General features: G+C 72.6%; 11 protein-coding genes. 9 read left to right on the forward strand and 2 right to left on the reverse strand.

The window, feature by feature from the left end:
- Positions 1 to 90 precede the first annotated feature (90 nt).
- From ACRWND_RS18155 to ACRWND_RS18185, 7 genes are all read left to right on the forward strand, one after another.
- Positions 91 to 423, forward strand: a complete 333-nt coding sequence (locus ACRWND_RS18155; RefSeq protein ID WP_431950545.1) for a YbaB/EbfC family nucleoid-associated protein — start codon at positions 91 to 93, stop codon at positions 421 to 423.
- A 27-nt stretch (positions 424 to 450) separates the two neighbouring features.
- Complete coding sequence (recR, locus tag ACRWND_RS18160; RefSeq protein ID WP_431950547.1) at positions 451 to 1,050, forward strand: recombination mediator RecR; 600 nt, start codon at positions 451 to 453, stop codon at positions 1,048 to 1,050.
- A complete protein-coding gene (locus ACRWND_RS18165; protein ID WP_431950549.1) occupies positions 1,043 to 1,690 on the forward strand; it encodes a DUF5063 domain-containing protein in 648 nt (215 codons plus the stop codon). Before recR ends, ACRWND_RS18165 begins: the two co-directional genes overlap by 8 nt.
- Before the next feature lie 259 nt (positions 1,691 to 1,949).
- Positions 1,950 to 3,224, forward strand: coding sequence for an aspartate kinase (locus ACRWND_RS18170; protein WP_431950551.1), 1,275 nt, complete (start codon positions 1,950 to 1,952; stop codon positions 3,222 to 3,224).
- A 291-nt stretch (positions 3,225 to 3,515) separates the two neighbouring features.
- Positions 3,516 to 4,178, forward strand: coding sequence for a SigE family RNA polymerase sigma factor (locus tag ACRWND_RS18175; protein ID WP_431950553.1), 663 nt, complete (start codon positions 3,516 to 3,518; stop codon positions 4,176 to 4,178).
- A complete protein-coding gene (locus ACRWND_RS18180) occupies positions 4,175 to 5,197 on the forward strand; it encodes a hypothetical protein (protein ID WP_431950555.1) in 1,023 nt (340 codons plus the stop codon). The genes ACRWND_RS18175 and ACRWND_RS18180 overlap by 4 nt, the downstream gene beginning before the upstream one ends.
- Before the next feature lie 48 nt (positions 5,198 to 5,245).
- Entirely contained in the window at positions 5,246 to 6,100 is an 855-nt protein-coding gene (locus tag ACRWND_RS18185) for an SURF1 family protein (protein WP_431950557.1), read from the forward strand.
- Here the strand turns inward: ACRWND_RS18185 and ACRWND_RS18190 are convergent.
- Entirely contained in the window at positions 6,056 to 7,846 is a 1,791-nt protein-coding gene (locus ACRWND_RS18190) for a prolyl oligopeptidase family serine peptidase (RefSeq protein WP_431950559.1), read from the reverse strand. The two genes, ACRWND_RS18185 and ACRWND_RS18190, sit on opposite strands and share 45 nt — an antisense overlap.
- Positions 7,847 to 8,225: 379 nt before the next feature.
- On the opposite strand from ACRWND_RS18190, the gene ACRWND_RS18195 reads away from it, so the two are divergent.
- Entirely contained in the window at positions 8,226 to 8,690 is a 465-nt protein-coding gene (locus ACRWND_RS18195) for a GNAT family N-acetyltransferase (RefSeq protein ID WP_431950561.1), read from the forward strand.
- A gap of 205 nt (positions 8,691 to 8,895) precedes the next feature.
- Positions 8,896 to 10,470 (forward strand): alpha/beta hydrolase, encoded by a 1,575-nt coding sequence (locus ACRWND_RS18200; RefSeq protein ID WP_431950563.1) that lies wholly within the window; start codon positions 8,896 to 8,898, stop codon positions 10,468 to 10,470.
- A 128-nt stretch (positions 10,471 to 10,598) separates the two neighbouring features.
- Here ACRWND_RS18200 and ACRWND_RS18205 read toward each other — a convergent pair whose 3' ends face one another.
- Complete coding sequence (locus ACRWND_RS18205; protein WP_431950565.1) at positions 10,599 to 12,620, reverse strand: hypothetical protein; 2,022 nt, start codon at positions 12,618 to 12,620, stop codon at positions 10,599 to 10,601.
- Between the last annotated feature and the right edge of the window lie 98 nt (positions 12,621 to 12,718).

Consider the following 12,718-nt stretch of genomic DNA (forward strand, 5'->3'; position numbering starts at 1 on the left):
CGTTCCCTCGTACGGGTAGCGCGAGTCGGCGCCTGAGCACGTAGGCTCGCTCTACCCGCACAACCGACGTCGTGAGGCAGGAGCGAGACCGTGATCCCCGGTGGTCAGGCGAACATGCAGCAGCTGCTCAAGCAGGCACAGAAGATGCAGCAGGACCTCGCGGCGGCCCAGCAGGAGCTTGCCGAGACCGAGATCGAGGGTACGGCCGGCGGTGGCCTGGTGAAGGCGACCGTGACCGGATCCGGCGAGCTGCGGGGTCTGGTCATCGACCCCAAGGCGGTCGATCCTGAAGACACGGAGACGCTGGCCGACCTGGTCCTCGCCGCCGTGCAGAACGCCACCGCGAGCGCGCAGGAGCTGCAGCAGAACAAGCTCGGCCCGCTCGCCCAGGGGCTCGGGGGCATCCCCGGCCTTCCTTTCTAGTTACCCGGGCGACGAAGAGGGCACAGCGTGTACGAGGGCGTGGTTCAGGACCTGATCGACGAGCTGGGCAGGCTGCCCGGCGTGGGTCCCAAGAGCGCGCAGCGGATCGCCTTCCACATCCTGCAGGCCGATCCCGCCGACGTCCGACGGCTCGCGCACGCTCTCAGCGAGGTGAAGGCGAAGGTCCGGTTCTGCGCGGTCTGCGGCAATGTCGCCGAGGCCGACCAGTGCCGGGTCTGCCGTGATCCGCGCCGCGACCCGGCCGTCATCTGCGTGGTCGAGGAGCCGAAGGACGTGGTGGCGATCGAGCGGACCCGCGAGTTCCGCGGCCGCTACCACGTGCTCGGCGGCGCGATCAGCCCGATCGAGGGGGTCGGCCCGGACGACCTGCGCATACGGGAGCTGCTGGCGCGGCTCGCGGACGGCGCCGTCACCGAGCTGATCCTGGCCACCGACCCCAACCTCGAGGGCGAGGCGACGGCCACGTATCTCGCACGCATGGTCAAACCGATGGGACTGAAGGTCACCCGTCTCGCCAGCGGCCTGCCGGTCGGCGGCGACCTGGAATACGCCGACGAGGTCACGCTCGGGCGGGCCTTTGAAGGAAGGCGGCTGCTTGATGTCTGACAACGCCCTGGACCGCGACGACTTCGCGTCCTCGATCGCGGACCAGATCGAGAGCTTCATCCTGTCGGTGCGGGAGGTCGCCAAGGGCGACGACCCCGACAGCGCGGTGCCCTACCTGCTGCTGGAGGTCTCCCAGCTGCTGCTGGCCGGTGGGCGTCTCGGGGCGCACGAGGACATCGTCCCGGAGGAGCGCTACGAGCCCGACATCGGCCCGGAGCCCGACGCCGACGAACTGCGCCAGCGGCTCGCGGTGCTGCTGGAGCCGATCGACGTCTACTCCGAGGTCTTCGACCCCTACGTGCCGCACAGCACCCCGGTGGCCTGCCGGATCTCCGACGACCTCGCGGACGTGGTGACGGACCTCGCGCACGGCCTGGCGCACTTCCGGGAGGGCAGGGTCAGCGAGGCGCTGTGGTGGTGGCAGTTCTCCTACTTGTCCAACTGGGGTCCGACCGCCTCGGCCTCGCTGCGTGCCCTGCAGTCCCTTGTCGCGCACGTGAGGCTGGACAGCCCGCTGGACGCGCTGAACGGTCTGGACACCGACCACGGCGCGGACGACGAGGAGCGCCTCGCCGCCGAGGCCGGCCGGGTGATGGCCGCCGAGATCGCGAGGCCCCTGGGGCTGCGCCCCTCCCGCTGATCGGAAGGACCCGGCTCGAGGACGGAGCGCACGGGCGACGCGCGTATCTCGGCGCGTCTATGCCTCGGGGCCGCCATGGGCCGCCCATGGGGGCCTTGTCTCGGGGCAACGTGTATGCCTCGGGGCGTGCATATCTCGGCGCGTCCTGGGGGAGAGGTTCACGGAGTGGGCCCAGCGTCTCACCATATGATATTGAGGGGTTCGTCCCGGCCTGCTCGTTAGACTGTGCCGAACGCAGTACCGGACATTAGGAGCGCACGTGGGCCTTGTCGTGCAGAAGTACGGCGGCTCCTCCGTAGCGGATGCCGAAGGCATCAAGCGCGTTGCCAAGCGGATCGTCGACGCCAAGAAGAGCGGCCACCAGGTCGTCGTCGTGGTCTCGGCGATGGGTGACACGACGGACGAGTTGATCGAGCTCGCCGAGCAGGTATCCCCGATGCCGACCGGCCGTGAGTTCGACATGCTGCTGACCGCCGGAGAGCGGATCTCCATGGCCCTGCTGGCGATGGCGATCAAGAACCTCGGCCACGAGGCGCAGTCGTTCACCGGCAGCCAGGCGGGTGTCATCACCGACTCCGTCCACAACAAGGCGCGCATCATCGATGTCACGCCGGGGCGCATCCGCACCGCGCTCGACCAGGGCAACATCGCGATCGTGGCCGGCTTCCAGGGCGTTTCCCAGGACAGCAAGGACATCACGACGCTGGGCCGGGGCGGCTCCGACACCACCGCGGTGGCGCTGGCGGCGGCCCTGGACGCCGAGGTGTGCGAGATCTACACCGACGTCGACGGCGTGTTCACCGCCGACCCGCGCGTGGTGAAGAAGGCGCGCAAGATCGACTGGATCTCGTCCGAGGACATGCTGGAGCTCGCCAGCTCCGGCTCCAAGGTGCTGCTCCACCGCTGCGTGGAGTACGCCCGCCGTTACAACATCCCGATCCACGTCCGGTCGTCGTTCTCCGGCCTCCAGGGCACCTGGGTCAGCAATGAGCCCCGAGAGGACCAGAAGGGCATGGAGCACGCGATCATCTCCGGTGTCGCGCACGACACATCCGAGGCCAAGGTGACGGTCGTCGGTGTGCCCGACAAGCCGGGCGAGGCCGCCGTGATCTTCCGGGCGATCGCGGACGCCGAGATCAACATCGACATGGTGGTGCAGAACGTGTCGGCCGCGGCCACCGGCCTGACCGACATCTCCTTCACCCTCCCCAAGGCCGACGGCCCGAAGGCGATCGAGGCGCTGCAGCGCGTCCAGGGCGGCATCGGCTTCGAGACGCTCCGCTACGACGACCAGATCGCCAAGATCTCGCTGGTGGGCGCCGGCATGAAGACCAACCCGGGCGTCACGGCGCAGTTCTTCGAGGCACTGTCCAACGCGGGGGTCAACATCGAGCTGATCTCGACCTCCGAGATCCGCATCTCGGTCGTCACCCGCGCCGAGGACGTCAACGAGGCCGTGCGAGCGGTGCACTCCGCGTTCGGTCTCGACAGCGAGAACGACGAAGCGGTCGTCTACGGAGGAACCGGCCGCTGAACCCCGTCGTACCGGTCAAGTGATCAAAATCGGTGGTCCGTACCGCTTGATCGGATGCCTGTAGACGCCAGAGAATTTCAGCTCCCTGTGTGCCGCAACCACGCGGCGCGCAGGGAGCGTCCTTGTGTGTCAGTGCACTGCCCTACTTTGTGCTGCAGGCCGGGCGCGGCGCAACGGCGCCAGCGATAGGGGCATTGGGGAAGAGTTGGTACGCATGGGCATAGCTGCTGCACCGCCGAATGCGGTGCCTCGGGCGTACAACCCTGACGGGGGGACGCGTGTCCAACAGTCGTGGCAGAGGCACTCGGCATCGAAGCACCCCTCCTGGGGCGGGGCGGCGCTGCGGCGCGCCCGCTGGTCCGCCGGCCCTCGGGCACGGTCGGCGGCATTCCGGTGATCGCCCCCTGGCCTGTGGTGCAGGCGCCTTCGGACCGCGGCGACACTGACGCCGCGATGTCAGTCGGGACGACCGTCGACCACCTCACCGAGACCTACCGGGCCCACTACCGCTCGCTGCTCGGTCTCGCGGCGCTCCTGCTGGACGACACCGCGTCCTGCGAGGACGTCGTCCAGGAGGCCTTCATCCGCGTCCACTCGGCCCGCAAGCGGGTCCGCGAGCCCGAGAAGACCCTCGCCTACCTCCGGCAGACGGTCGTCAACCTCTCCCGTTCCGCGCTCCGCCGCCGCATCATGGGCATGCGGCTGCTGTCCAAGCCCATGCCCGACATGGCGAGCGCCGAGGAAGGCGCCTACGAGGCGCTGGAACGGGACGAGTTGAAGGCGGCCCTGCGCAAGCTGCAGCGGCGGCAGCGAGAGGTGCTCGTCCTGCGCTACTTCGCCGACATGACCGAAGCCCAAGTGGCCGAGACCCTCGCCATTTCCATAGGCTCGGTCAAGGCCTACGGCTCGCGCGGCCTCGCGGCGCTCCGCGTCGCGATGGAGGCCCCGGCATGATCACCCCCAACCCCCCCGGCGGCATGGAACCTGAGAACGACATCCACGGCGGCGCGCCCGAGGAGGGGCTGAGCCCCGACGAGCTGGCACTGCGCCGGCTCATGCGGGACGCGGTCAGCGGCATCCAGCCCGGCCACGAGGCGCTGGACCACCTGCGCCGCGCGGTTCCCGCCCGGCGGGCGCACCGCCGGCAGCTGCTGGTCGGTTCGGCGGCCGCGTGTCTGCTGGCGATGGTCGCGGTCCCCGCGGCCCTCCACGCGGCGGATCTGTCCGGTGCGTCCGGCACCGGGACCACCAACGCCTCCAGCGCCCAGAACACCGGCGGCGCCGACGGCGGCGAGCCGAGCAGTCCCGCCACCCGGGCGGGCACACCCAGCCCGACCGAGAACGGGGAACGTCCCGGCACGAAGCCCACGCACACCGGCAGTCCTCCCGTCCGGGCCACCTCCGGGGCCCCGCACCACGCCGACCCCTCGCGGTCCCGCACGGCCGCCGCCCCGGCATGCACCGCGGGCGACCTCGGCGGCGCGTCCGGTCACGCCGGACCCGCCGACGGCTCGGGCCACGTCAGCGGCTTCTTCCAGGTGGACAACGTCTCCCAGGGCCCGTGCACCGTCGGCGGCAGTGGTTCGGTGACCGCTGCCGCTCAGGGCGCCGCCGACCCCGCACGCATCAGCGTCGTCAGCCACACGCCAGGCGACGGCACCTCGCTGCCCGACTCCTCCGCGACGCCGCTGGTCCTCGGGCCGGGACAGAGCTACCGCGTCGAGTTCACCTGGGTCCCGGCAGCCGACGGCTGTACGCCCCCGTCCACGCCGCCGGCCACCGAGACCCCCACCGGCAGCCCGACCGGGGACACCTCCACGCCGCCCGCGGACGTGGAGCAGCCGCCCCCGAGCGCTCCCGCGTCCGTCGTGCTGAGCCACACCCCCGAGGCCGGGGCGCCGGTCGCCAGCACGACGATCGACGGCGCATGCGCCGGGACGGTGTACACGACCGGCGTCCTCAGCGCGCCGTAGCGGGGGGCGGTTCACGACCACGGCCGCAGGCCCCGTACCGTTGACGGCGTGTACCGGTTCCTGCTGTCCCCCCGCTGGCTGGGCGGGCACCTCTTCACGGTGTGCGCCGTGGTCGTCTGCACGCTCATGGGCAGCTGGCAGCTGAGCCGGTTCGAGGCCCGCGTCGACAGCCATCGGGCCGCCCAGGACATGCCCGCGACCGCCGCCCGTGACGCGGTGCCGCTGGAGCGCCTGCTGCCGCGGGCGACCTCCGCGGTCACCACCGAGACGGCCGGCCGCACGGTGGCGGCCACCGGCCGCTACGACCCCGCGCACCAGTTCCTCGTCCCCGGTCGCGAGCTCGACGGACGCACCGGCTACTACGTGCTCACCCCACTGCGCACCGGCGACGGCGGGGCCGTCCTGCCCGTCGTCCGCGGCTGGCTGCCCGGCGACGCGGACCGCGCATCGGCGGCCGACGTCCCCGAACCGCCCGCCGGCGAGGTCACCGTCACCGGGGCCCTGCAGGCTCCCGAGAGCGCCGACACCGACGGTGCGATCGGCCGCGGCGGCCTTCCCGCGGGGCAGCTGGGGATCATCAGTGCCGCGTCCCTGGTCAACCTCGTCCCGTACCAGGTGTACGGCGCGTGGATCACCCAGACCGAGGGCGTCGACGCCCCCCTGCGGGCCGTCCCTCCGGTCGCGCCGAGCGGCACCGGCCTGGACCTCAAGGCCTTCCAGAACCTCGGCTACACCGGCGAGTGGTTCGTCTTCGCGGGCTTCGTGGTCTTCATGTGGTTCCGGCTCGTCCGGCGGGAGGCCGAGGCCCGGCGGGACGCCGAGCTCGGCCTCGTCGCGCAGGAGGGGCCGGCCGGGCCGTCAGCCGCCGAGGTGGCGGCGGACGAAGTCCAGCTCCAGTCGTAGCTGCTTGATCCGCTCGTCGACGACGAGCGAGCCGTGCCCGGCGTCGTAGCGGTAGACCTCGTGCACCTTGCCCAGGCCCGCCAGCCGTTCGACGTAGTTGTCGATCTGCCGGATCGGGCAGCGCGGGTCGTTGAGCCCCGCCGAGATGTAGACCGGGGCCTTGACCCGCGCCACGTACGTGATCGGCGAGGACGCCTCGTAGCGGTCCGGGACCTCCGCGGGGGAGCCGCCGAACAGGGTGCGGTCCAGCGCCTTCAGCGCCTCCATCTCGTCCTCGTACGCCGTCACGTAGTCCGCGACCGGCACCGCCGCCAGGCCCACCGTCCACAGCTCGGGCCGGGTGCCGAGACCCAGCAGCGTCAGGAAGCCGCCCCAGGAGCCGCCGGACAGCACCAGCCGGGCCGGGTCGGCGAAGCCCGACTCCACCGCCCACGCCCGGACCGCCTCGATGTCCTCCAGCTCGATCAGGCCGACGCGGTGCTTGAGCGCGTCCGTCCACTCCCGGCCGTATCCCGTGGAACCGCGGTAGTTGACGCGGACCACCGCGTAGCCGTGGTCGAGCCAGGCCGCGGGGCCGGCCGCGAAGGCGTCGGAGTCGTGCCAGGTGGGCCCGCCGTGGATCTCGAACACCGTCGGATACGGGCCCTCGCCCTGCGCGGGTCGCTGGACGAGCGCGTGCACCGGCCCGCCGGGCCCGTCCACCCACACGTCCTCCACCGGCAGCGAACCCGGCGCCCGCTCGCCCGGCGCCTCCAGCACCACCGCGCCGGTCGTCGACCGCACCTCCGAGGGCGCCGCCGCCGAGGACCACAGGAACTCCACGGTGCCGTCGGGACGGGCCGTCGCCCCGCTCACCGAACCCGCCGGGGTGTCCAGCCGGGTCAGCTCCCCGTCCGCCAGTCCGTAGCGGTAGATCTCGCTGCGCGCGCGGTAGGAGTGCACCACCAGCAGCGCCGAACCGTCCGGGTACCACTCCGCCGCGACGTCACCGGGCAGGTCGATCGCCAGCGGGGTCTGCGTGCCCGCCGTGACGTCCCAGACCATCGGCTCCCAGCGGCCGCGCCGCTGGTGCGCCACCAGCAGCCGGGCGTCCCCCGGCACCGGGGCGAACCCCAGGCACTCCAGGCCCAGTTCCTTCGTGCCGCCCTCGCTGTCGTCCAGCTCGGCGACCGGCGTGCCGTCCGTGGTGAGCACGCGCAGCGCCGAGTGCATCGCGTCACCGTGCTCGGTGTGCTCGACGACGACCAGCGTGCCGTCCTCGGACAGCGCGCCGACGCCGCCCGACTCCTCGTGCCGGTAGATCTCCACCGGCTCCGCCCCGGGACGCACGACGTGGATCGTCGTGCCCTCCTCGTCGGTGGAGCGGCCGACCACCGCCAGCCCGCCCCGGCCCAGCGCCAGCCCCGCGGGGTACGAGGGCGCGAGGCCGGGCGCCGCCGGCTCGTCCGGGCCGCCCTCGAAGGGCTGCCGCATCCAGACCCCGAACTCGTCCCCGTCGGTGTCCGCGAACCACCACACCCACGCGCCGTCCGGCGTCAGCGTCCCGTCCGACGTGCCGTTCGGCCGGTCGGTGACCTGCCGCTGCGACCCGGTCGTCCGATCCCACGCGTAGAGCTCGTACGTACCCGTCGCATTCGACACGAACAGGCTGCGGTGGGGGGCGTCCTCCGCCCACTCCGGCAGTCCGACGCGTGGCGCCCGGAAGCGCTTCTCCCAATCAGGCATCCCAGCCGTGACGTCACTCATGCCACCATCAAACCCGATCGCGCGCCGCGGTGGACCGTGGCCGTCGTCACCCGCTGCGCCGCCGTTCGGATCGGCGGTCCGCGCCGCCCCTGCCGCGGGCCGACCGGTGACCGCGGGGCGCCCCGGAACCTTCCTCGTGCGGGGCTCCGGCGTCGTCCGGAACGCGTCCGACTCGGGCCGCCGTCCGGGACATGGCGCGCGTCCCGCCCGGGACGGGTCGGGCAGGACGCCCGCTCCGACCGGCGCCGTTCACCGGAACCGGCCCTGCCCGCACTCCGATACCGCCACGCCGGGACAGCCGCGACGACGCACCGCCATGACGTGGTGATGCCGCAGGCGCGACGGCCCCGGTGGCGCCCGCAGCCGCTACCCTCGCGCCATGACCGCCGCCGAACATCCCCTCGTCCCGGCCGACTTCGCCGTCCCGGACCCGCCCGCCACCGACCGCTTCCGCCTGGAACCCCTCGGCCCGCAGCACAACGCCGCCGACCACGTCGCCTGGACCACCAGCATCGACCACATCCGTGCCACCCCCGGTTTCGAGGGCAGCTCCTGGCCGCCGCCGGGGGGCATGACCCCCGAGGCCAACCTCGAGGACCTGCGCCGCCACGCGGAGGACTTCGAGCGGCGCACCGGCTTCACCTACACCGTCCTGTCCGTGCCCGACGGCGAGGTCATCGGCTGCGTGTACGTCTACGGCTCCCGCGCCGAATCCGGCACGATCGACGTCCGCTCCTGGGTCAGCGCCCGCCACGCCGCCCTGGACGCCGAACTCCACCGCGTCGTCGGCGACTGGCTCGCCCGCGCCTGGCCCTTCGAGCGCATCGCCTACGCACCCCGCTGAACGGCTCCCGGCCGGCGCCCCCGAGTTCACACGTCCGGCCCACCCGGGCCGCCGCCATGCGCGAGGTGTGATGGGGTGGTGACGCTGCGGAGCCGCGGGGGGCGCGTCGGAGCGCTCCGCGACACGACCGGACCATGACCGCCCCGGCCGGCCCGGGCGCACGCGTCCGGGGGCCGTCGTACGGGCGCACGAGGAAGGCGTGGCGATGATCGCTGTCCTGGACACCGACGACACCGACGACACCGACGGGATACCCCGGCGCAGGCCGCGCGGCCGGCTCGCGGTGCTGAGCGCCTGCGGGCTGCTGCTGACCGCGGCCTGTGCCACCGCCGTCCCTCCGCGTCCCGCGCCCGAGGCCGTCCGGCCCGCGCGCCCCGCCGCGGGCGTGCCGCCCGAGCTGCGGCGCTACTACCAGCAGCGCCTGCACTGGCAGTCCTGCCAGGACGTGCCGGGGTTCCGGTGCGCCACCGTCACGGTGCCCCGGGACTACGACCGCCCGGAGGCGGGCGACATCACCCTCACCGCCGCCCGTCTGCGGGCCACCGGCGACGCCGCCTCTCGCGTCGGCTCCCTCCAGATCAACCCGGGCGGCCCCGGCGACTCCGCCGTCGACTACCTGGTCGCCGCCGCCGGCACGTTCTCGCCGGCCATGCGCTCCGCGTACGACCTGGTCGCCGTCGACCCGCGCGGCGTCGGGTACAGCACCCCCCTCGACTGCGGCACCGACACCCCGGCCGTCCCCATGGGCCCCGGTCTGCGGGTCTCCGGTGACGCGGAGGCGATCGCCGACTCCTCCGAGGCCTTCGAGGAGATCTCCGCCGCCTGCGAGAAGCGGGCCGGTGGACTGCTGCCCCACCTCGGCACGCCCGACGCGGCCCGCGACATGGACGTCGTGCGCGCCCTCCTCGGCGACGAGCGTCTGCATTACCTCGGCTACTCCTACGGCACCTACCTGGGCGCGACCTACGCCGAGCTCTTCCCCGAACGGGTCGGCCGCATGGCGCTCGACGGCGCCATCGATCCCGCCCTCGACGGCTACCGGGAGAACCTGGACAGCACCGCCGGCTACCAGGTCGCCTGGGAGTCCTTCGCCGCCGACTGCGCGGCCCGCTCCGACTGCCCGGTCGGCCACTCCGTCGCGGAGGCCGGACGCGTCCTCGACGGCCTGGTGGACAGGCTGGACGCCGGTCCGCTGCGCCAGGGCAAGGACATCGCCGTCACCGGCGACGACCTCCTCACCGCGGTCATCACGGCCCTGCGCGAGGCCTCCTGGGCGGAACTGCGCACCATGCTGCGCCAGGCCCTGGCCGGCGACACCACGGAGTTGCAGCAGTTCGCCGGCACGAACGACGACTCCGGCAACGCCGTGGACGCCCTCCTCGCCGTCAACTGCCTCAGCGCCACCCTCGGCGCCCGCTTCTCCGCGGCCGAGGCGCAGGCAGCCCTGCCCGCCTTCCTGCGCGCCTCACCCCAGTTCGGCAACGCCCTGGCGCCGTTCCTGGTGCTCTGCACCCACTGGCCCGTCCCGCCGACGCAGAAGCCCCGCCCCATCGCCGCCCCCGGCGCGGCCCCGATCCTCGTGGTCGGCACCACCCGCGACCCCGCGACCCCGCACGCCTGGGCCCGGTCCCTCGCCCGCCAACTCGACTCCGGCCGCCTCCTGACTTACGACGGCGACGGCCACACCGCCTACCACCGCGGCAGCCTCTGCATCGACGAAGCCGTCGACGGCTACCTCGCCCATGGCGAACTGCCCGCTACGGGCACGGTGTGCGGCTGAACGCGCACCCCCGCGCACGTCCCCGGCCGTCCTGCAGGGCATCCCCGCCCCACACGCCACCACGGACGCGAAACGCCCGGCCGGGAAACCCCGGCCGGGCGTTTCGCAGGCCGGCGGCCTGTGCCGGACTAGCGCCCGGTGCGGGCGTTGGGCGGCGGGAGGTGCCGCCCGGGACCAGCCTCGGACAGCGCCGGCCGGGTGACCGGAGCGACCGTCCCGGCAGCCTTCCGCAGATTCTTCGGTGACGCGGCCACCGGTGGGGTGCCTGCCGCCGCCCACACGGTGGTGATCCAGGAGTTGCTTGCCGCGATGGCGTTGCCGATGGCCGTCCGGTTGGCCACCGAGTAGTTCTTGTAGCCGCCGAAGGTCTGCACGTTCTGGATGCTCGCGGACTCCTTGGTGAGGTAGGCCGCGGTCGGTGCCGAGAGCGAACTCACCTCGCTCCACAGCATGGGCCCGTACGTGGCCGTGGCGGCACCGCCGACGACGGCCGTCTGCCAGTTCCACCGGCTCTCGACCGAGGCCGAGTACGGCGCCGCCCACCAGAACTCCGCCAGGTTGACCGCGGTGGCCTCGTTGGTGGAACCGCTGACGTCCCAGAAGCTCCAGATCTTCTTCAGCGGCGCGTTCTCCAGCGCCTTCCTCGCGTTGGTCCCGACCGAGACCAGATTGGTCCTGTTCGGGTCCAGGGCGTCGAGGTACTTCAGGGTGGCGGCGGGGACCGTGGTCCCCTTGGTCACCAGCACCACACCGAGGCCGTGGTAGCCCAGCGAACCCGCGGCCGTCGAGGCGGCGATCGGGTCCCGGTACTGGTTGCCGTCGGCGACGAACACCCACGTCGGCTTCGTGGTGATCTGGCCGGCGACCCGTGCGGTGACCGAGGCGAGGTCGTTCCCGCCGAGCCTGAGCACCTTGAAGCCGAGCTTGGTCACCTGCTGGGCCACCTTGTCGGAGATCAGGTTGGTGCCGCCCTCCAGGTAGACGGTGCCGCCCTTGTACAGGGAGCGCTTCAGCTCGGTGGCCGCCGCCGCGTCGAGCGAACCGGGTGACGTCATCAGGACCGCGCCCTGTTTGTTGGCGGCGAGCGAGACCGCGGGGGCGGCGTAGGTGGAGACGTTCTTGTTGACCAGCACCGCGGACCGCTGCGCGAGCAGGCCGTTCACGTGGGGCTTCCCGATGGCGTCGAACGTCCAGCGGGAAGCGGCGCCATCGTCGCCGACCGCGCCGTCCGCGTAGACCCGGTCGATGCTGTTGGTGCGCAGCGGCTGCCACGCGGGGTGGATGCCGCCCCCGGGGATGGTGGCGATGCTCCCGTCGGAGAGGGTCAGGATCCGCGCCGTCGTGACACCGGTGGACGGGTCCACCGAGTCGTACGCGATCCGCCCGCCTTCCGGGTCCCACGACGCGCCTCGGTGGTCGGCCTCGTCGGTGGTGACCTGCTGGGCGCCGGTGCCGTCGGCCGCGGCGACGAACAGCTGCCGGAACCCGTTGACAACGCGGGAGAAGGCCAGCCGGCTGCCGTCGGCGGAGAACGCCGGGTAGGAGGCGGACTTGATCGTTTTCGCGACCTTGTGGGCGACCGGGTCGTACGTCCAGACGTCCGGGCCGGCCGAGTTGCCGCACGACGAGGTCCGGATGAACGCGATCGGGCCGTAGGGACTGACTGTCGGGCTGCCGTCGCAGTCCCCGGCACCCTTCAGGTCACCGCTGAACAGGGGCTCAGGAGAGTAGGAGCCGTCCGACGGACCGACGTAGAGTCCGTCGGTCGTGTACGTGCTGGTGATGATGGAGCCGCCGTCTGCCGAGAAGACCGAGGCGAGGTTGTTCCCGGGCCCCATGACGATCGGGGAGGTGGGGCCGGTGACACGGCCGCTGATGACACTGCCGGCCGATCCGGCCACCACCCGGCTGCCGTCGGGTGCCCAGTTGGGCGTGACCCCGTTGTTCGTGATGCCGGGCACCGAACGCCGCCCGGTGCCGTCGGGGTTGACCGTCACGACCCCGCTCCTGCCGTCGTACAGCGCGATCTGACCCCCCTTGGCGCTGACGGGCATGGCCTGTGCCGACGGCGTGGCGGCGACGAGTGCGCCGACCGCGACCGAGGCGGCCGAGGTGAGTGCCGCGAAGCTGCGGCGCGTCGAAGGTCTCACGTGGGAACCCCCCAAGGATTCGTGAACCATAGGCGCCGTCGAGCCATCCGACCGATCGGTCCCACCCGTGTCCTGCTCAACGGCCGCGCGCATCCTAG

This window comes from Actinacidiphila sp. bgisy167, assembly GCF_965342175.1.
Classification (GTDB): domain Bacteria; phylum Actinomycetota; class Actinomycetes; order Streptomycetales; family Streptomycetaceae; genus Actinacidiphila.

What these genes read in the sequence shown, in the direction of transcription:
- ACRWND_RS18165 (WP_431950549.1), top strand. Translation starts at nt 1,043, where the DNA reads ATGTCTGACAACGCCCTGGACCGCGACGACTTCGCGTCCTCGATCGCG.
- ACRWND_RS18180 (WP_431950555.1), top strand. Translation starts at nt 4,175, where the DNA reads ATGATCACCCCCAACCCCCCCGGCGGCATGGAACCTGAGAACGACATC.
- ACRWND_RS18190 (WP_431950559.1), bottom strand. Translation starts at nt 7,846, where the DNA reads ATGAGTGACGTCACGGCTGGGATGCCTGATTGGGAGAAGCGCTTCCGG.
- ACRWND_RS18195 (WP_431950561.1), top strand. Translation starts at nt 8,226, where the DNA reads ATGACCGCCGCCGAACATCCCCTCGTCCCGGCCGACTTCGCCGTCCCG.
- ACRWND_RS18200 (WP_431950563.1), top strand. Translation starts at nt 8,896, where the DNA reads ATGATCGCTGTCCTGGACACCGACGACACCGACGACACCGACGGGATA.